General features: G+C 45.7%; 18 protein-coding genes. All 18 read left to right on the top strand.

Annotation, left to right across the window (positions count from 1 at the left end):
- The first annotated feature begins 80 nt into the window (after window positions 1–80).
- The 18 genes from ACSAZL_RS10110 to ACSAZL_RS10025 all read left to right on the top strand — a co-directional run bounded on the left by ACSAZL_RS10110 (window position 81) and on the right by ACSAZL_RS10025 (window position 17447).
- Complete coding sequence (locus ACSAZL_RS10110; protein WP_440948545.1) at window positions 81–344, top strand: hypothetical protein; 264 nt, start codon at window positions 81–83, stop codon at window positions 342–344.
- Entirely contained in the window at window positions 301–753 is a 453-nt protein-coding gene (locus ACSAZL_RS10105) for a GNAT family N-acetyltransferase (protein ID WP_440948544.1), read from the top strand. Before ACSAZL_RS10110 ends, ACSAZL_RS10105 begins: the two co-directional genes overlap by 44 nt.
- Window positions 754–1256: 503 nt before the next feature.
- Window positions 1257–2723: a F0F1 ATP synthase subunit beta gene (gene atpD / locus ACSAZL_RS10100; protein WP_440948543.1), complete on the top strand. Its 1467-nt coding sequence runs from the start codon at window positions 1257–1259 to the stop codon at window positions 2721–2723.
- A gap of 11 nt (window positions 2724–2734) precedes the next feature.
- On the top strand, window positions 2735–3124 hold the full coding sequence (locus ACSAZL_RS10095; RefSeq protein ID WP_440948542.1) for a F0F1 ATP synthase subunit epsilon: 390 nt from the start codon (window positions 2735–2737) through the stop codon (window positions 3122–3124).
- Window positions 3117–3455, top strand: coding sequence for an AtpZ/AtpI family protein (locus ACSAZL_RS10090; protein WP_440948541.1), 339 nt, complete (start codon window positions 3117–3119; stop codon window positions 3453–3455). Before ACSAZL_RS10095 ends, ACSAZL_RS10090 begins: the two co-directional genes overlap by 8 nt.
- The gene (locus ACSAZL_RS10085; protein WP_440948540.1) at window positions 3448–3762 is read left to right on the top strand and encodes an N-ATPase subunit AtpR; all 315 of its coding nucleotides are present in this window, start codon (window positions 3448–3450) and stop codon (window positions 3760–3762) included. The genes ACSAZL_RS10090 and ACSAZL_RS10085 overlap by 8 nt, the downstream gene beginning before the upstream one ends.
- Window positions 3752–4462: a F0F1 ATP synthase subunit A gene (locus ACSAZL_RS10080; RefSeq protein WP_440948539.1), complete on the top strand. Its 711-nt coding sequence runs from the start codon at window positions 3752–3754 to the stop codon at window positions 4460–4462. Before ACSAZL_RS10085 ends, ACSAZL_RS10080 begins: the two co-directional genes overlap by 11 nt.
- 39 nt (window positions 4463–4501) lie before the next feature.
- Window positions 4502–4771 carry a F0F1 ATP synthase subunit C gene (locus ACSAZL_RS10075; protein ID WP_440948538.1) on the top strand — a complete coding sequence of 90 codons (270 nt, stop codon included), beginning with the start codon at window positions 4502–4504 and terminating at the stop codon, window positions 4769–4771.
- A gap of 20 nt (window positions 4772–4791) precedes the next feature.
- Window positions 4792–5718: a F0F1 ATP synthase subunit B family protein gene (locus ACSAZL_RS10070; RefSeq protein ID WP_440948537.1), complete on the top strand. Its 927-nt coding sequence runs from the start codon at window positions 4792–4794 to the stop codon at window positions 5716–5718.
- Window positions 5690–7303 (top strand): alternate F1F0 ATPase, F1 subunit alpha, encoded by a 1614-nt coding sequence (locus ACSAZL_RS10065; RefSeq protein WP_440948536.1) that lies wholly within the window; start codon window positions 5690–5692, stop codon window positions 7301–7303. Before ACSAZL_RS10070 ends, ACSAZL_RS10065 begins: the two co-directional genes overlap by 29 nt.
- Window positions 7300–8196, top strand: coding sequence for a F0F1 ATP synthase subunit gamma (locus ACSAZL_RS10060; protein ID WP_440948535.1), 897 nt, complete (start codon window positions 7300–7302; stop codon window positions 8194–8196). Before ACSAZL_RS10065 ends, ACSAZL_RS10060 begins: the two co-directional genes overlap by 4 nt.
- Window positions 8197–8456: 260 nt before the next feature.
- The gene (locus ACSAZL_RS10055; RefSeq protein WP_440948534.1) at window positions 8457–9704 is read left to right on the top strand and encodes a DUF7544 domain-containing protein; all 1248 of its coding nucleotides are present in this window, start codon (window positions 8457–8459) and stop codon (window positions 9702–9704) included.
- Between the two features lie 280 nt (window positions 9705–9984).
- Window positions 9985–10179, top strand: a complete 195-nt coding sequence (locus ACSAZL_RS10050; protein WP_440948533.1) for an MM0924 family protein — start codon at window positions 9985–9987, stop codon at window positions 10177–10179.
- A 978-nt stretch (window positions 10180–11157) separates the two neighbouring features.
- Window positions 11158–14334 carry an isoleucine--tRNA ligase gene (gene ileS / locus ACSAZL_RS10045; RefSeq protein ID WP_440948532.1) on the top strand — a complete coding sequence of 1059 codons (3177 nt, stop codon included), beginning with the start codon at window positions 11158–11160 and terminating at the stop codon, window positions 14332–14334.
- 82 nt (window positions 14335–14416) lie between these two features.
- Complete coding sequence (locus tag ACSAZL_RS10040) at window positions 14417–15067, top strand: 6-hydroxymethylpterin diphosphokinase MptE-like protein (protein WP_440948531.1); 651 nt, start codon at window positions 14417–14419, stop codon at window positions 15065–15067.
- 1695 nt (window positions 15068–16762) lie between these two features.
- Complete coding sequence (locus ACSAZL_RS10035; RefSeq protein ID WP_440948530.1) at window positions 16763–17011, top strand: hypothetical protein; 249 nt, start codon at window positions 16763–16765, stop codon at window positions 17009–17011.
- A 79-nt stretch (window positions 17012–17090) separates the two neighbouring features.
- Window positions 17091–17294 (top strand): hypothetical protein, encoded by a 204-nt coding sequence (locus ACSAZL_RS10030; RefSeq protein WP_440948529.1) that lies wholly within the window; start codon window positions 17091–17093, stop codon window positions 17292–17294.
- A gap of 12 nt (window positions 17295–17306) precedes the next feature.
- Entirely contained in the window at window positions 17307–17447 is a 141-nt protein-coding gene (locus ACSAZL_RS10025; RefSeq protein ID WP_440948528.1) for a hypothetical protein, read from the top strand.
- Window positions 17448–19352: the final 1905 nt, after the last annotated feature.

Raw genomic sequence — 19352 nt, 5'->3', positions numbered from 1 at the left:
TCTTCCGTAGGGGGCTTTTCTTCAACCGTAGGTAAATTCAGAACAGGTATCTGAGGCGTATTTCAAGGTATGCATTTAAGGTGCTTATTGTAAGGTATGCATTTAAGGTGCTTATTGTAAGGTATGCATTTAAGGTGCTTATTGTAAGGTATGCATTTAAGGTGCTTATTGTAAGGTATGCATTTAAGGTGCTTATTGTAAGGCGTATATTGTCAGTTTATCCTGTCACTACATGCGAAAAAGTATTCATTTCCCGGATTTTTACTGAAAAAGATCGCAAGACTGCAAAAGAGGCTCCTGATGGAAAAGAAACCCGAACTTTCACTGAGGATAAAATGGATTGATGTGAAAAACCCTGAAGAACTGGAGGACGCCTTTTATGTCCGCAGGGAAGTTTTTATAAAAGAACAAAATGTCCCCGAAGCAGAGGAAATTGACGAAGCTGACCTTAGCTCCCATCATGTAGTTGTGTATGCAGCTGACCGGCCTGTTGCAACAGGCAGGCTTTTTAATAATGGAAAAACCTGTCTTATTGGAAGGATTTCCGTCCTGAAGGAATGCAGGGGAAAACAGATCGGAAAACTCATTGTGGAAAAGCTTCTGGAAAAAGCTGCCGAACTGGAGGCAGGAGATATCCATATTCACGCGCAAACACATGCAGTAAGCTTTTATGAAAAGTTTGGGTTTCTCGCCTATGGGGAACCTTTTCTTGAAGCCGATATAAAACACATTTCAATGGTAAAAAAGATCTGAGATATGGACTTTTTTATCTTACTGTTTTTACATTTTAAGAGCTTAGTAAAATTTTCATTATTTTTTTCACTTCTTATAATCATTTTTTCACTTCTTATAATCATTTTCTCACTTCTTATAAAGACAGAAATTATACTTTGCTGTAGCTGTAAAACGAAAAATATGGTAAAGTCAAATTAATATAATTTGATGATACATTTCTTTGTGGGGAAGAGAAAACGAAGCAATAAGCAATTCTTTAGAAAAATGATATTAGAAGGAAAGTAATGTTGCAGGGCAGTTAGAAGAAAAGTAGTGCTACAGGGCAGTATAGAAGTTCCTTTACCAGAAGTATTAATTAAAAAACAATTTCATTCTGTTTTCTCTCCAGCGTTTAGCGCTTATTGTAGTTTTTGTGGAACTGTAAATTGAATGTGAATTCTCACAATATACGTTTCAGGTTATACGTTCAGATTTCACGATGTACTTTCAGACTTCACGAGGAACACCCCATATAAAAAGAAGTGGACACTTCAGAAGTGAAAAGGTGCGATGCAACCATGAGAGGAGTTGTCAAGGGGCATATGGAAAATAATAATTCTTCGAACCTGGGCTCGGTTGTCTCGGTGCGTGGCAGTATCGTTGATATAAGGTTTGAGAAATATTTGCCTCCCATATATTCATTGCTACGCGCAGGAAAAGATGGAAGAATTGCCATTGAAGTCCTGACCCAGCTTGATTCGTATCGTGTCCGTGGGATTGCACTGACCCCTACCGAAGGGCTTTCCCGGGGCACGGTGGTGGAAGATACGGGTGGGCCGTTGAAGGCGCCCGTAGGCAGGGAAATTCTCTCACGAATGTTCGACGTTTTTGGTAATCCCATCGATCACAGGGCGCCGCCGTCAAATGTCCAGTGGCGCACAATCCACCAACCTCCCCCACCTCTGATACGGCGGTCTACCAGATCTGAAATCTTCGAGACCGGTATCAAAGCCATAGATGTGCTGGTGCCCCTTGAACGCGGAGGCAAAGCGGGCCTGTTCGGAGGGGCTGGTGTTGGTAAAACGGTGTTGTTAACCGAGATGATTCACAATGTGGTCAGGCAGCAAAGGGGAGTGAGCATATTTTGCGGAATAGGTGAGCGTTGCCGTGAAGGGGAAGAGCTTTACCGCGACATGAAAGAGGCAGGTGTGCTCCCGAATACGGTCATGGTTTTCGGCCAGATGAACGAACCTCCAGGCGCCCGTTTTCGAGTTGGGCATGTAGCGCTTACAATGGCGGAATATTTCCGGGACGATGAGCACCGCGACGTGCTGCTGCTTATCGACAATATTTTCCGGTTCATCCAGGCTGGCTCCGAAGTGTCCGGTATGATGGGGCAGATGCCCTCGCGCCTTGGCTATCAGCCGACAATGGGTACCGAGTTATCGGAACTGGAAGAGCGTATATCCAATACCGATGCCGGAGCCATCATGTCTATTCAGGCGGTATATGTACCGGCTGATGATTTCACGGACCCTGCAGCTGTGCATACGTTTTCGCACCTTTCGGCATCTATTGTTCTCTCGCGCAAAAGGGCAAGTGAGGGACTTTATCCGGCTATTGACCCCTTACAGTCAAATTCAAAAATGTCCACACCCGGCATCATTGGCGAAAGACATTATCGTCTGGCTCAGGAAATCCGGCAGACGCTCGCGCAATATGCAGAGCTCAAAGACATAATCTCTATGCTTGGTCTGGAACAGCTTTCGAAGGAAGACCGCAACGTGGTCGCCCGCGCTCGCCGCCTGGAGCGCTTTCTCACTCAGCCATTTTTCACTACCGAGCAGTTCACCGGTTTTAAAGGCAAATTCGTCTCTCTCTCGGATGCTCTTGACGGCTGTGAGCGTATTCTGCACGATGAATTCAAGGACTACCCGGAAAGTGATCTCTATATGATAGGGACAATTGACGAAGCAATAGCCAAAAAATCAAGCAGGGACCAAACATGAATTCACCACTCATGAATCTTAAGATTCTTCTACCGTTCCAGATCTTTGCCGAAAAGAAAGGCGTGTCACGCATAGTCGCAGAGACCCGCGAGGGTTCGTTTGGACTCCTGCCGCACCGGCTCGATTGTGTTGCAGCTCTGGAACCCGGAATTTTAATCTATGAAGCCGAAGCAGAAGGTGAGGTTTATGTGGCTGTCGATGAAGGGGTACTGGTCAAGGCCGGTAAGGACGTGCTGGTCTCAGTGCGCAGCGCCATTTCCGGGACCGACCTTGGTCAGTTACGGGAAGCGGTGGAAAGAGAGTTTTTAACTCTGGACGAGAGTGAGCAAAAAATACGTTCGGTGATGACAAAATTGGAAATCGGGCTTGTGCGCCGCCTGGCGGAGTTTCAGAATGAATGACAGATCTAAGGAAAAATCTTCGGAGGGCGAGCCGCCCCTGGCCCGTCAGGTCGGGTCAAAAGCTGAGCGCAAACTCAGAGCGCAACGTAATGAGAGCCGGACTGTCTGGCTTGGTTTAGGCATGATGGGGCTTATCGGCTGGTCAGTGGCAATTCCGACAGTGCTTGGTGCGGCCCTTGGGCTCTGGCTGGACAACCACTATCCGGTGAGCTTTTCCTGGACGCTTACAATGATGATTACCGGCCTCTTTATCGGCTGTTTGAACGCATGGCACTGGGTAGCCAGGGAACGTAAGGAAATGCAGGAGGAACAGGAGGACAACAATGAATGAAGTTTTGAATCTGATCTTGGCTATGTTAGCTGGCCTTTTTCTCGGGGCTTTTTTCTTCGGTGGCCTCTGGTGGACGGTTCAGAAGGGACTTTCATCCGGGCGACCTGCATTCTGGTTCTTCGGCAGCCTGCTGTTGAGGACTGGCATTGCAGTGTCCGGATTTTACTTCGCCTCGGGAGGCCATTGGGAGAGGCTGCTTGTATGCTTACTTGGATTTTTCATTATGCGTCGTATCGTTCTCAGACTAACCGGACTCTCGGAAGGAGACTCGAATCAATCGACAAAGGAGGCCGGTCATGCGACTTAGTCCTGATGAGCTGATTTTCTGGCAGTACGGTTTTATCAAACTCAACGCTACGATTGTGTACACGTGGGGGCTAATGCTGGTAATGGTAGTCGGCTCAAAAATCGTTACAAGCAAACTTTCCCCTGATCTGAAACGTTCCCGCTGGCAGAATATTCTGGAAATTATTGTCACGGGTATTTTAAAACAAATTGAAGATGTTGGGTTGGATCGGCCACAGAAGTACCTGGGTTTTCTAGGGACACTCTTTCTTTTCATTGCTGTAGCGAACCTGTGCATCATCATTCCGGGCTATGAACCCCCAACCGGCTCTCTCTCAACCACAGCTGCGCTCGCATTATGCGTATTTGTGGCCGTGCCAATTTTCGGCATAGAAGAGCAGGGACTTGGCAGCTATCTCAAGTCGTACACGGAGCCGACGATCCTCATGCTGCCGTTTAACATTATCAGCGAATTATCCCGTACGCTGGCTCTGGCAATCCGTCTGTTCGGCAATATTATGAGCGGTTCTATGATTATCGCCATACTGCTGACAATAGCTCCATTCATTTTTCCGCTAATTATGACTGCTCTCGGCCTGCTCATCGGCATGGTGCAGGCTTATATCTTCAGCGTCCTGGCTACGGTTTACATTACTGCTGCCACACGAACCAGCAGGTTAAGGCCCGAACAGGATGAAAAAAGTCTGAGCAGGAGTGAATAAAGAATTGAAACAACAACTCTGACAACAGAAGGAAACACTATGGATACTTATTCGACTACAATCGCTGTGGCATCAATTGTCACCTCTGGCATCACGATAGGCGTAGGGGTTCTCGGCCCTGCAATTGGGGAAGGAAGGGCTGTCGCGACGGCGCTGACCTCACTGGCACAGCAACCCGATGCTTCCTCGACCATTACCCGGACCCTTTTCGTGGGCCTGGCTATGATCGAGTCCCTGTCGATCTATTGCTTCGTGGTTTCAATGATTTTGATCTTCGCCAATCCGTTCTGGAACCAGGCAATTGTCTGAACTACAGAGGAAAATAGCCTATGCTTATCGATTGGTTCACTGTCATTGCACAGGTGCTCAACTTCCTTATACTGGTATGGCTGCTGAAGCACTTCCTTTACAAACCTATTCTCAACGCCATCGATGCACGTGAGAAAAAGGTCGAAGACGAACTTGCGGATGCCGATGCGAAAGAGGCGGAAGCGCAAAAAGAGAAAGAAGAGTTCAAACGTAAGAACGAAGAGTTCGACCGGCAACGTGCTGCGCTCCTGGGTAGGGCAAAGGATGAAGCAAAAGCTGAACGTCAGCGGCTTTTCGAAGAAGCCCGGAAGGAAGCCTCTGATTTGAAAGCAAAGCAACAGGAGGCATTAAGGAATGACAAACAGAATTTAAATCGGGCAATTAGCCGCCGGACTCAACAGGAAGTCTTTGAAATTGCACGGAAAGCGCTGCAGGACCTGGCTGGAACAAATCTGGAAGAGCGTATGGTTGATGCGTTTGCTCAAAGGCTGCGCAAACTGGAGGGCGAAGAGAAAGAGCAACTGGTCTCTGCACTTGGCACGCTTTCGGGCCCGGTGCTTGTTCGCACTGCATTCGATCTTCCGCAGGCGCAGCGTGACCTGGTCGAAAAGACGATTAAAGATACTCTTGGCATCGGGATTCAAACCAGGTTCGAGACCGTGCCGGACCTTATCAGTGGTATTGAGTTAACCGCAAACGGGCAAAAAGTGGCGTGGAGCATCGCAGATTATCTCTCATCGCTGGAAAAAAGCATCGATGAGCTCCTGAAAGAGCAGCCCAAAAGTGAAGCCCGAACTGAACCCGAGCTTAAACCTGAGTTGAAAACCGAACCTGAATCGAAAACCGACCCTGAAACCAGAGCCGGGCCTGAATCAACATCTGGTATATCCGAGACTGAACGGGAATCTGAGACTAAAATTGTCAATCCTGAACTGGAGCCCAAATAAAGAGTCGATGAACATGAAACCTGAAAGTTTAAAGGATGTTTTTGATAACGCTTTTAATGAAATAAGCCGGGTGCGTGAATCATCAACTCCGAAGCTCATTCCGCGGGAAGTGGGCACTATCCTGACAGTTTCCACGGACATCGTCAATGTCTCCGGGCTTCCCAGTGTGGGCTATGAAGAGCTGGTGAAGTTTCCCGGCGAGGTGTTTGGGATCGCGTTTAATGTAGATGAAAAAGAAATCGGCGTTGTTCTACTGGGCGAATATTCACATCTGCATGCGGGAGATGAAGTCGAACGCACCGGTCGGGTTATGGATGTGGCAGTAGGTGAAGGATTGATCGGCCGCGTTATCGACCCACTGGGTCGGCCACTTGATGGTAAAGGACTGGTAATCTCCAGCAAGCGCCTGCCTATCGAACGCCCGAGTGCACCAATCATGGATCGCGCTCCGGTCACGGTACCTCTCCAGACCGGCATCAAAGTTATCGATGCATTGATTCCGATCGGACGCGGTCAGCGAGAGTTGATTCTGGGCGACCGCCAGACCGGCAAGACTGCTATTGCGATTGATACCATCCTTAACCAGCGTGACTATAATGTCCTGTGCGTTTATTGTGCCATAGGTCAGCGCGCATCGGCAGTTGCCAGGGCAGTAGCAACCCTGCGCGAAAAGGGTGCAATGGATTATACCGTTGTCGTCGTGACCGAAGGTAACGATCCGTCCGGTCTGACCTATATCGCTCCTTACGCTGCAACCAGCATTGCGGAGTATTTTATGGAAGCAGGCCGGGACGTGCTGATCGTTTACGACGATTTAACCAATCACGCACGCGCCTATCGCGAACTCTCCCTCCTGCTTCGCCGTCCTCCGGGGCGCGAAGCATATCCCGGGGATATCTTTTATATCCACTCACGGTTACTGGAACGTGCAACCCACCTGCTCGACGAACTAGGAGGCGGTTCGCTTACTGCCCTTCCTATTATCGAAACCGAAGCCCAGAACATTTCCGCCTATATTCCAACTAACCTTATTTCTATCACTGACGGGCAGATCTATCTTTCACCCTCGCTTTTCGAGCTGGGGGTGCTGCCTGCAGTTGATGTCGGCAAATCCGTTTCTCGCGTAGGCGGCAAAGCACAACTTGCTGCTTACCGCGGGGTGGCCGGTAACCTGAAGCTCGCCTATTCACAGTTTGAAGAACTCGAAGCATTTACCCGGTTTGGTGCCAGGCTGGATGAGAACACTCGCAAGATTATCGAGCATGGGCGACGGATCCGCACCCTTCTCAAACAGCCGGAATTCTCTCCCGTATCCGTGCCTGAACAAATAGTCATCCTGTTTGCGCTGGACTCAAAACTCTTCGACAGTGTGCCGCTTGACCGGATAGTAGATGCTGAACATTACCTGCGTGAGGCAGTAGCGGATATCCCGGCGGAAATACGCGAACGGTTCAATGCCGATGAAGAATTGAGTGATGAGGACCGTGAAACAATTCTCGAAATCGCACGCAGAGCGCTGGAAAGCTTCCGGCTGGAGTCCGAAACCGAGGTCAAATCAAGGCAGGAAAATGAGGAGAAGTTATGAGCGAAACCACGGAAAGTCTGCGCAAAAAGATCGACAGAGCAAAAGATCTTCAATCCGTTGTCCGTACGATGAAAGCTCTGGCGGCTTCAAGCATAGGACAATATGAGAAATCGGTGAATTCGCTGTCTGATTACTACCGCACGGTGGAAATGGGATTGGAAGTATGCTTTCGGGAAATTGCACTCTCCGCACCCGCAGAGCGGATAGGGCAGAAGAGTGCCGGTCCTATCGGTGCGGTCGTGTTCGGTTCGGATCAGGGGCTTGTGGGTCAGTTCAATGATATTGTAGCCGAATACGCAGTCAAGAAACTGGCAGCTATGCCAGGCAAACCCATGGTCTGGGCTGTCGGTGAGCGTGTTTATTCGCGCCTGGAAGATGCGGATCTGCCGCTGATCGGACTCTTTACGGTGCCGAATTCCGTAAAGGCCATTACTCCGCTTATAGGGCAGATTCTTGTGGAAAGCGAAAAGCTCCGTAACCAGAATGAGGACGTTGAACTTTACCTATTTTACAACCGCCACAAGACCAGAGCCACCTATGAGCCCGTCAGCCAGCGACTGTTGCCACTGGACGAAACCTGGCAGCGTGACCTGGCAAAACGTCCCTGGCCAACCAGGAACCTGCCCGAGGTAATGGGCGATAGCACAGAGACATTGAGGGCACTCATCCGGGAATATCTTTTCGTTTCGCTTTTCAGGGCATGTGCCGAATCCCTTGCGAGTGAAAATGCAAGCCGTCTGGCAGCGATGCAGCGTGCTGACAAAAATATCGAGGGATTGCTGGAAGATTTCAGCGGGTCATTTTATCGCCTGCGCCAGAGCGGAATTGACGAAGAACTGTTTGAAGTCATCGCCGGTTTTGAGGCACTGTCCAGGCCTCACAGCCCTGGCTGAAGAGAAGATTTACAAGCATCATAATCTGATCCGTGCAGAAGGTGAGAAATAGCAATCCCTTCAGAGTTTGCCTGAAAATGTTATGTCCGTTTTCGAAAAGGAAAGTACCGGAAGAAATTTGCTGTAATTGTAATTGCTGCAAATCCTTCCACTCAGGGAGCTTGAAACCGATATTTTGATGCCTATCCGGGATTAATCTGAGATTTATGCATATTTTACTCTCCGGATAATTATTTATTTTCCGAAATAAACTCTATAGTATGAGTTGGTACGGAATAGATGCAGTGGATAGAGCTTTCTCAAGGACAAGAAAAGCTCTTTTCGAACCTTTTGATTTCTGGAAATGGGTAAAGCTTGCAATCATCATCTTTTTCGTTGGCGGGATCGGATATAATTACGAAGGCTCGGGCACCAACTATCGAACGGGATCCGAAGATCTCGGAAATAATTTCCCGAACATCGAACCGGGCAGGATCTCCGACCTTCCTTCCGGTACATCCGGCTTTGGTCTTAACTATGTCCAGTCCATATCCCCCCTGGCAATTATAGCTGCAGTAATAGTTTTCCTTCTTATTTTAGCTTTGATTTTCTCGTACATTTCCAGCGTCATGGAGTTTGTTTTTGTAGAGTCCCTGGTAAAAAATGAGGTATTTTTCTGGGCTTATTCAAAAAAATTCATGGGGAAAGGATTCAATCTTTTACTCGTACGTTTAGCCATTGCGCTTATTTTTCTCGTACTCTTTGCACTGGCTCTATTACCTTTTATCCCGATTATCCTCAAGGAGTCCTCCGACTTTTCTTTTCCTCTTTTGATAGGCGGATTATTCTGGTTTTTTGCTGCAGTCATTCTGCTTGCCCTGCTCGGGGCAGTCGTAAACTCTTTCCTGAGCCTTGCAATTCCCCTCGTCATTTACAGGGAAACCGGAATCCTTTCGGCTTTCCGGATGGTCTACGGGAATTTCAGAAAAAGCTGGCAACAGATCCTGGTCTACTGGTTTATCAGATTCCTTCTGGGAATCGGGGTAACCATCCTTGCGGTAGTCCTGTTCGGGTTGCTGGTTCTGGCGCTGATTATTGCTTTCCTTATTATTGACGGGATCGTTTACTTCCTTTTCTCGACTTTCATATCAGAGCCCCTGAACTGGATACTCCTTATCCCCTTTGTCATTGTAGAACTGCTGCTGATCTTCGCAACTCTGATGTTGCTGAGCGTACCGCTTGCAGTTTTCATGAAATATCATTTGCTGAGTTTCCTTGAAGCCTGGTTTGCCGACGCAAATATTCCCTTTTTCGATGAACTTCCAGGAGGGTCTGAAACAGGAATCGGGACAGAATTAAGCGAATCGATATCATCCGGGTCTGAACTCGTTGAATCGACGCCAGGAGGATCTGAGTCCGGTGGATTGGAGTCAGGGGAATCAAAATCCGGTGAACTGAAACCAGGCGAATCTGAAGCCGATGAATCGGCGCCCGTGGGATCGGAAAAGGCTGAAGGAGCAGAAATTTGAATCTATGGGAGCCTGAATGAGCTTTTAATATGTAGATTACTTTAATGTAGATTACTTTAATGTAGATTACTTTAATGTAGATTACTTTAATGTAGATTACTTTAATAAGGACGCCGGACGTATTCTGGCAATTCCTTTCCTTTTTCCTATTATCCTGATCTGTGTTCAGAATCCCTGTTTTTCAAGTAATAATATAGATTCCTGATTCTAACTATAATCTGGAAGGCACCAAACGGGTCTCTCTGTATCCGGAGGGGTAAAAACCTGGGAGTTGATAAGCATGAAACAGGAATTCATTGAAAAGTATTATCTGGGCAAAGAAGTAGAAATTGACATTGGGGGAAATACGACATACAGGGGAGTTGCTGCAGAATTTAATGACGGAGTCCTTAGCCTTAAGTGGACTATAAAAGAGGAAGGTTACACCCATATTGATATATCGAGAATTGCTGCAATGTGGAGAACCCTTAAATAAAAATTAGAAGATATTAATTAATTTCTACATTCCTCTGTCGTTTCGATTTTTTTCTTTCTTTTTTTCTTTCTTTTTTTCTTCTTTTTCTTTGGCATGAAAGTACCATGATTGAAAAAGTACTTTCATTTCTTTATGCCTCGTATTTGATGGGTTTCATGTTTGTTTTTTGTTAACTTATTTTTCTCTTCTTTTTTGCGTGAAAGACCGCTCTCCTGCGTCGAGCGGGATAAAAATGGCATGACACAGCGAATAACATTTTGTGAGGAAAAGAAAATCTTAATTTAGTCCGCTTGAGCGAAACTAACTATAAAAACCATCAAGTAGTCTGCTTGAGCAAAGCGAAACAGACTGCGTACTCCCGAGGCGCAATTCGGGCGAGGCGCAATTCGGGCGAGGCACAATTAGGGCGGTGCAACTCGGGCGGTGCAACTCGGGCGGTGCAACTCGGGAAGTGCAACCAGTGTGCCCAGGAGCGAACACCAGACCGGTTTTTCTGCTGTTACAATAAAGCTTAAATTAAGTACAGTAATACTGAATAAACTGATTGGCGTGCATTGGACCCCCTTTATCCTTCGGAAGGTGCAAAATCGCTTTTCCGGATAAGGTTATTTGTACGTCAGATATTTGTCTGAAGTGCAGTATATAAGCGGTCGGTAAAGGACATTAAAAAAACATTAAATATACTTTACTGCAGATTCGGTACTTACCTGTCAGAGGTATTTATAGTATGCTGACCAGTAATTTACCCTGAAATTTGCCCTGAAGTCAGAGCTTGCTGGTTAGAACTTACTGGTTTGAGTTTACAGGTTACCAGTTTCAGTAGCAGTTTGTAAATATTAAAATCAGTATTAGTGTTGTCACCAAGTATTGTCACCATTTACTGGTTATCAGTTTATCAAGAGTTGTCTGCCAGCCGCAGGATAAGCCCTGCAAAGGCGACGTTTATTTCAGTTTATCTTTCATCAGGGAGACCCCCATATGATAAAAGAAATCACTGCCAAATACGATGCAGAACAAATAGAAAAAAAAGTAACGCAGTTCTGGGAAGACAGCGATGCCTACCGGAAGACCCGGGAGAGACGCAAGACCGGAAAAAAACTTTTTTTTGTTGACGGCCCCCCGTACACTACAGGACACATCCATCTGGGGACTGCCTGGAATAAGATCATTAAAGATTCCATTCTCCGCTATTACTCCATGAACAACCGCCACATCCTTGAGCGCCCCGGCTGGGATATGCACGGGCTCCCTATTGAGGTAAGGGTCGAAGGTGTGCTTGGTTTTAAGTCCAAGAAGGATATCGAGAGCTTCGGAGTAGAGAATTTCATCGAGAAATGCAAGGAATTTGCAATCACACAGAAACAGGCAATGACTGAGCAGTTCCAGAGGCTTGGGGTCTGGATGCAGTGGCCGGAACCCTACATGACCTTAAAAGACGACTACATCGAGGCTGCCTGGTGGACTCTCAAGCAGGCCCATGAAAAAGACCTCCTTGATATGGGCAAGCGGTCGGTAAACTGGTGCCCGCGCTGTGAAACTGCAATTGCCGATTCCGAAGTCGAATATTCCGAGCGGACTGACCCTTCGATCTATGTTAAGTTCAAGGTCAAGGGCGAAGAAAACACTTTCATAGTTATCTGGACAACCACGCCCTGGACAATACCTGCAAACGTAGCCGTAGCCGTTCACCCGGCTTACGAATACTCAAAATTCAGGGCAATCCGGCAGGACGGCTCGGAAGAGATCCTGATCGCAGCCACGGAACTGATCAAAAATGTCCTCAAGCAGGGAAGGTATACGGACTTTGAAGTGCTTGAGACAATGCTCGGAGAAGAGCTCACAAAGCTCGAGTACGAAAGCCCCGTCGGAGACCTGGTACCCATCCAGAACGAGATAAAGCACGGGGTTTACCTTGCCGATTTCGTAACCGTGGAAAACACCGGCTGTGTACATATAGCTCCGGGGCACGGTATGGACGACTTTAACCTCGGGATTAAGCACAAGCTTCCGATCCTCTGTCCTGTGGGCTCAAACGGCTCCTATACCGAGGAGGCCGGGGAATACGCAGGCAAGAACGTCAGGGAAGCAAACCCCATTGTTATCGAAGACCTCAAAGCCCGCAACAGGCTCCTTGCCGAAGGGACGGTCACGCACAGGTACGGGCACTGCTGGCGCTGCAAGACTCCTATCATCTATCTTGCAACCGAACAGTGGTTCCTTAAGGTTACCGAGATCAAGGAAAAGATGCTCGAGGAAATCGATGCCGTTGACTGGTACCCTGACTGGGCGGGTTCAGCCCGTTTCAGGACCTGGGTCGAAGGGGCAAGAGACTGGTGTATCTCCAGGCAGCGCTACTGGGGAATTCCGATCCCTGTCTGGAAATGTAAGAAATGCGGAAAACTTGAGGTAATAGGGACAAAGGCCGAACTGCTCGAAAAGGCAGGGTTAAGCGGGGACATCGAACTGCACCGTCCCTATGTGGACAGGGTAACCGTTCCCTGTGAGTGCGGAGGAGAGAAAAAGCGAGTCGAAGACGTTTTCGATGTATGGTTTGACTCGGCTGTTGCTTCCTGGGCAACCCTGAAGTTCCCACAGACGCATGATCAGTTTGATGAGTGGTGGCCTGCTGATTTCGTAACCGAAGGACATGACCAGACTCGCGGCTGGTTCTACTCCCAGCTCGGGGCAAGTATGGTTGGCTTTGGTCGGGCACCTTATAAGAGTGTGCTCATGCACGGCTTTACCCTGGATGCAGGCGGAAAGAAGATGTCCAAAAGCCTTGGAAACGTGGTATCTCCCCTGGACATTATCGATAAGTTGGGGGCAGACACACTGCGTGCCTACGTACTTTCCTCAAGCGCGCCCTGGGAAGACCTGAAGTACAATTTGGAAGAGGTAGAAACCGTCCACCGTTCTATCAATATCCTCTGGAACGTTTTCAGGTTCCCCCTTCCGTATATGGCGCTTGACAACTTTGACCCGATGCAGGTCAGCCTGGATTCCGTAAAAGATGCCCTGCGGGAAGAAGACAGGTGGATTCTATCAAGGGCACAGTCTGTGATAAAAGCAGTAGACGAAGCCATGAGCGGGTACCTGCTGCATAAGGCTGTCCGCGAGATCCTGGAGTTTGCTCTGGAAGACCTCTCACGCTGGTATATCCAGCTTATCCGCCCGAGGACCTGGACCGAAGCTGATGACCCGGACAAGCTTGCAGCTTACTGTGTGCTGTACGAGGTCTATGTAACCATCACAAAACTGATCTCTCCTTTCATGCCTTACCTTGCTGAGGAGATGTACCAGAACCTGATCCGGAACGCGGACCCGAATGCCCCCGAATCCGTTCACATGTGCGATTGGCCTGAGGTCAACGATACCTATCTTGACCCCGAACTTGAAGCGGCCATGGACACTGCCCGCTCCATTGTGGAAGCCGCCTCAAACGCCCGACAGAAAGCCGGAAGAAAACTCAGGTGGCCCGTATCAAGGATTGTTGTCTCTCCTGAAAGCGAAGATGCAGCAAAAGCAGTTGAAAGGCTGCGTTCCGTACTTATGGACCAGACCAATTCCAAAGCCATCGTACTTACCGGGGTTGGCCAGAGCTGGGACGAACTCGGGCTTGAGGTTATCCCTGACCCGGGCAAGATCGGGCCTGTTTTCAAGAAGGATGCCGGCAAGGTTATCCCTGCCCTGCAGAAAGTCGATGGTTTTGCTTTGAACAAAGCATTTGCCGAAACCGGGGAATTCGAACTCACCCTGGCTGACGGGACCACTGTTACGGTCACCTCAGGCATGGCAAACTTCAAAGAAACCCTGCCCGAAGGCACAGCCAGTGCAGAGTCCGATGCGGGCCCTGTGTATGTGGATGCAAACCTTACCCCTGAACTCGAAGCTGAAGGATATGCAAGGGAAGTCATCCGCAGGTTGCAGGATATGCGGAAGGAACTCGACCTCGTTGTAGACGAAAATATCCGTGCCTCTGTCCGGATAGAGGACGAAAGGATCTTAACGCTCGTTGAAACCCTGAAAGACCTGATTGCCGAAGAGGTCAGAGCCGATGTCCTTGACCTCGGCAGCAGTACTGAGGTTTCCGGAGCCCTTGTGAAGGACTGGGACGTTGAAGGCATTGCCATGAAAATGGGAATTGCAAAGAAATAACTCTGTAATTAACTCTGTAATTAAGTTTAAAAACGAAACTCGATAATAAAATCTAAGTTCAGAAACGAAAAACAGGAAAGGAGTGATTTATACGGATTTTGCTGCCTGGGAACCTATCTACGAACGAATTCTTGAAGACTTCGGGTTCGATCGTAAAGGGGACGAAGAGGCAGCCCGATTCCTTTCTCTCATGCTGACCGGGAAAAACACTGCCAGTATCTCCGAACTCAGGGATAGGATCTCGGAAAAGCCTGTTCTGGTCTGCGGGAACGCTCCGGGACTTAAAAACGAGCTTTTAGAGATCGACCTCTCTGCTTTTGTAATAATTGCAGCCGACGGAGCCTCCGCTGTCCTTATGGATATCGGCCGCGTGCCTGAAGTTATCTGCACAGACCTTGATGGCGCTTCTGATGCTGATATTGAAAAAGAGATCCTTGCCTGCGAAAAGGGCTCAATGGTTCTTATTCATGCTCACGGGGATAATCAGGACAGGCTGGAAAAATACGTACCTCGATTCAAGCGCTTTATCGCAACTACCCAGTCAAAACCCTTCGATCGGGTATACAACTTTGGCGGGTTCAGTGATGGGGATCGCTGCGTTTTTGTAGCCCTTCATTTCGGAGCTAAAAGTGTCAAGCTGGCTGGATTTGATTTTGAAGACCCGGAAGTGAGTCCGATTAAGAAAAAGAAGCTGAATTGGGCAAAAGAATTAATCGGGATGGCAGGGATTTGAAGACTTAAAGGTCATATGGACAGCCGGGTTTCAGGGACCTACTGGTCCAAATCTTTTTCATTCGAGGTTGGCCGGTAATGTTTCTCCCTGGGAAGAAGACACTTTTAAGGAAAAATAAGCAATTTACATAGTTTATAAATAGAAAGGGTTATTCGCTTTTAGAGGTAAGTTCGAAGTCTCTAAGGCTTTAGATAAAATTTGATCACGCCTTTTACCCTTTATTTTTCCTGAACTGCTTTACTTTTCCCGGATTTAGGGAAAAGAGGGACAAAAGCTTTATTCTAGTATCTTACTAACAAATTTATGACATATTAATTTAATTTATAAGTCAATCCTTTTGTTTCCGTGGAATTTGTTCAGATTTTCAAGGACTATTTAATGGTAAGTAGAGTTTATTCTGCCGATTTTATATATGTTACGAATATATATTTATTTATACTCTCAGGCAATTAAAATTCGGTCTGTTCTCTCTTGAATGAAAAATTAGCGGCCAGACTAGTTTCTAAAAATAATTGCCATGAGTATTAATTGATGCTGGGGGGTTGATAGGGAGTTTGATTGCAGGAGTAATACGCTATTAGAAGGATACATACTTACATTCAAGAAAATTTTACTCATAAGTTTTCAGTTTGAAAGTACGTAATGCTTTCGGCTTAAAAGTGGTCTCTGTAGGATTTTACTAATAGGGGATGTATGGTTTCGACTACAGATGACTGAAGCATAACGAGAAGATGAACAAAGATAGATCATTAAGATGGAGGGAGCTATAATGTTTTGTTGTTGGTTCTTTTTCAGGTGCTGCTGCAGGTTCTTCCGCTGGGGATTCTGGTGGGGCTGCTAAATTCCGGGCCTACTTCTGATCTCAAATACAGATGACTGAAGTATAAAGAGAAGATGAACAAAGATAGATCATTAAGATGGAGGGAGCTATAATGTTTTGTTGTTGGTTCTTTTTCAGGTGTTGCTGCAGGTTCTTCCGCTGGGGATTCTGGTGGGGCTGCTAAATCTCGGGCCTACCTCTGATCTCAAATGAAGTGCATCTCTTTCGGAGATGGCCATTCCCATTTAAGGCCGTTATGACCATGTTTTGAAATGGTCATGATGGCTGCGTTTTAAACGATTATTGCAGGAATTTATTTTTATTCATCCATAAATGATTATTAATTGTCTTTTTTCACTATATCACAACAGACAGCTGTGAGCTTTTACACGGTCAACATTCCGAATGAAAATAGTAGTACACGACTCCGAATTCTGAACTCTGATCCCTCAGTATCTGACCAATCTTCTCACAACAGAATTAAACACTACCTGAGAAATACTCATTTTTGATCCAGAACAGGAAATATCCTTCCTCAATCTAATCATGTCAAGGAGAGAACACACCAGGAATAGGAGCCGAAGATGGCTCAGGCTCCATGAAACCTGCAAAAAAGTGGAAAGTAAAAAGTCTGACCGGACAAAGGATTTTAGCATAAACTGCCTAAAAAAACCGTTCTACGCAGAACAGGGGTTTCCGTTCCCACTTCATCGGATTTTTGATCTGCAAGACAGAACCTGGAGGTAAAGAGGTAACAAAAATTCGATGAAAACCCGAAGGAAGTCAGTTCCTCAAAAACATGATCCGGTAAGACGAAGAGTCTGGGAAGGGTGCAGTTCAGGCCGAAGTCGAGCTTGAATCTACCGGCTGCTCATTTGAAGCCTCTGTATTTTCGGTATGATTCCCTTCCTATCACTTCCCCTGAACTTTCATCTCAATTACCGCATTTCCTGCCCTGTAGAAAGTCGACAGTTTGCTTTCACGAGCCTGTTGAAACCCTGAAGGACCTGATTGCAGAAGATGCCAGAGACGTGTCTCTGACCCTGGCAGCAGTAATGAGGTTTTCCGGGGCTCCTGTGAAGGACCGGAATGTTAAAGGCACTGCCATGAAAACGGGAATTTAAAAGGAATAACTCTGTAATTAATCTTAAAAACGAAACTCGAGAATAAAATCTAAGTTCAGAAACGAAAAACAGAAAAGGAGTGATATACACGGATTTTGCTGCCTGGAAGTCTATCTCCGAACGAATTCTTGAAGACTTCGGGTTTGACCGGACTCAAAAAAGGGTCCTGGAAAAGCCTGTTCCAGTCAGCGAGAATGCTTCAGGACTCAGAAACGAGCTTTCGAAGCTCAATCTCTCTGCTTTTACGATAGTTGCAGCCGAAAGAGCCATTGAGCTGATTTGAAAGAGGGTTTTTATGTGCCTGCCTGAAGTTATCCGCAAGAATCTTGACGGTAATCCTGAAACTGAAATTGAAAAAGGGATCTTAGCCTGTTCCGGAGGCTTAATAATCCTTATCTGCGCCTATGGGGATAATAGGGAAAGATTGGAGAAATAAATACCCTGATTCAAGTGTTTTATAGAATTATTCGATCAAGGTCCTTTAATCGAGTAGAAAATTCTGATGGGTTCAGTTATGGGGATTGCTGAGTTTTCATAGCCCTGTATTTCGAAGTTAAAAGCATCAGGCTATCTGTATTTAATTTGAAGACCCCGAAGTAAATCCTATTGAGAAAAAAAGCTTAATTGGGCGAAAGAATTAATCGTGATTCTGGAGATTTGAAGAACCAAAGGTTCCGAGGATGGTTGGAGCCGGATGACTCACAAATTAAAATATTTATATTAATATAAATCTCAAAAATTTTTTTCCCCGGAATAAAGCATACTTCTAAAGAAAAAAAGCTAATTTATATAGTTTATAAATAGAAAAGGTTACTCGTTTTTTCAGTTAAATTTGCAGACCTTAAAGCTTTAGATCAAATTTAATTATGCTTTTTACCCTCCATTTTTTCCGAACTGTCTTACTTTGCCTTTATTTACAGAAAAGAAGGATAAAAGCTTTATTTGATCGATACACTCACAAATTTATAACATGTAATTTAAATTTATAAGTTGACTTCTTTATTCCCACGGTATTCTTCCAGTTTTTCAAGCACTATTTAATGGTAAGTATTGTTAATTCTGTTGATTTTATATATGTTACGTATATACTTTTATTTATACTCTGAAGCAATTAAAATTTAGTCGGTGAGCCTGCAAATAAAGATTAGCGGCCAGACTAATTTCTAAAAATAATTGCCATGAGTATAATCTTGGTGTTGGGGGGGTTGATGAAGAGTTTGATCTGGAAAATATATGCCATTGGGAGATTATTCTAATTTCACAGAACTCCATTCTTTTCAACTAATGTACAGGAATATACAAGGCAGAATATATAAAACAGAATATATAAAAAAGAATATACAAGACAGACAGGATATACAAGACAAGAAGAACACATTAAACAGGAAGAACATATTAAAATTTGGAGGGAAATACAATGGGATTCTTTACTTTAGAATACAGCAAAATCGTCCGCTATTATGAGTGCACCAAGCTCAACATTTACGCCTGGTGGTAATAACTGGCAATTGACGTAGATTAATTCAGCCACCCAAACTAGAAAAGTAATCGCTTCTTTGGCTATCTTTTCAGAAGAACACGTTAAACAGGAAGAACACATTAAAATTTGGAGGGAAATACAATGGGATTCTTTACTTTAGAATACAGCAAAATCGTCCGCTATTATGAGTGCACCAAGCTCAACATTTACGCCTGGTGGTAATAACTGGCAATTGACGTAGATTAATTCAGCCACCCAAACTGAAAAGTAATCGCTTCTTTGGCTATCTTTTCAGAAGAACACATTAAACAGGAAGAACACATTAAAATTTGGAGGGAAATACAATGGGATTCTTTATTTTAGAATACAGCAAAATCGTCCGCTATTATGAGTGCACCAAGCTCAACATTTACGCCTGGTTGTAATAACTGGCAATTGACGTAAATTAATTCAGCCACCCAAACTGAAAAGTAATCGCTTCTTTGGCTATCTTTTCAGAAGAACACATTAAACAGGAAGAACACATTAAAATTTGGAGGGAAATACGATGGGATTCTTTATTTTAGAGTACAGCAAAATCGTCCGCTATTATGAGTGCACCAAGCTCAACATTTACGCCTGGTTGTAATAACTGGCAATTGACGTAAATTAATTCAGCCACCCAAACTGAAAAGTAATCGCTTCCTTAGCCATCTTTTTAAGATATAATGACAAAATCATGGATTCGTTTTATCTTGAATTGATGGCTATTGTTTCTTACTTTTTTATAAGCTGTTCACTACACATTCTTCTGTCACGGTCAATAACTTTTTACCAGGGTAATTATTCCGGTTAAAATCGTATTTTTCACGTTCCTTTTTT

The sequence above is a fragment of the Methanosarcina mangrovi genome, from assembly GCF_052057765.1.
Lineage (GTDB): Archaea > Halobacteriota > Methanosarcinia > Methanosarcinales > Methanosarcinaceae > Methanosarcina.
The sequence above is the reverse complement of the archived record's forward strand: the minus strand, read 5'-3'. Positions and strand labels throughout refer to the sequence as shown.

Coding starts and splice junctions, on each gene's coding strand:
- ACSAZL_RS10080 (WP_440948539.1), top strand. CDS start 3,752: ATGCGACTTAGTCCTGATGAGCTGATTTTCTGGCAGTACGGTTTTATC.
- ACSAZL_RS10060 (WP_440948535.1), top strand. CDS start 7,300: ATGAGCGAAACCACGGAAAGTCTGCGCAAAAAGATCGACAGAGCAAAA.
- ACSAZL_RS10050 (WP_440948533.1), top strand. CDS start 9,985: ATGAAACAGGAATTCATTGAAAAGTATTATCTGGGCAAAGAAGTAGAA.
- ACSAZL_RS10025 (WP_440948528.1), top strand. CDS start 17,307: ATGTGCCTGCCTGAAGTTATCCGCAAGAATCTTGACGGTAATCCTGAA.
- ACSAZL_RS10090 (WP_440948541.1), top strand. CDS start 3,117: ATGAATGACAGATCTAAGGAAAAATCTTCGGAGGGCGAGCCGCCCCTG.
- ACSAZL_RS10095 (WP_440948542.1), top strand. CDS start 2,735: ATGAATCTTAAGATTCTTCTACCGTTCCAGATCTTTGCCGAAAAGAAA.
- ileS (WP_440948532.1), top strand. CDS start 11,158: ATGATAAAAGAAATCACTGCCAAATACGATGCAGAACAAATAGAAAAA.
- ACSAZL_RS10105 (WP_440948544.1), top strand. CDS start 301: ATGGAAAAGAAACCCGAACTTTCACTGAGGATAAAATGGATTGATGTG.
- ACSAZL_RS10055 (WP_440948534.1), top strand. CDS start 8,457: ATGAGTTGGTACGGAATAGATGCAGTGGATAGAGCTTTCTCAAGGACA.
- ACSAZL_RS10075 (WP_440948538.1), top strand. CDS start 4,502: ATGGATACTTATTCGACTACAATCGCTGTGGCATCAATTGTCACCTCT.
- ACSAZL_RS10070 (WP_440948537.1), top strand. CDS start 4,792: ATGCTTATCGATTGGTTCACTGTCATTGCACAGGTGCTCAACTTCCTT.
- ACSAZL_RS10085 (WP_440948540.1), top strand. CDS start 3,448: ATGAATGAAGTTTTGAATCTGATCTTGGCTATGTTAGCTGGCCTTTTT.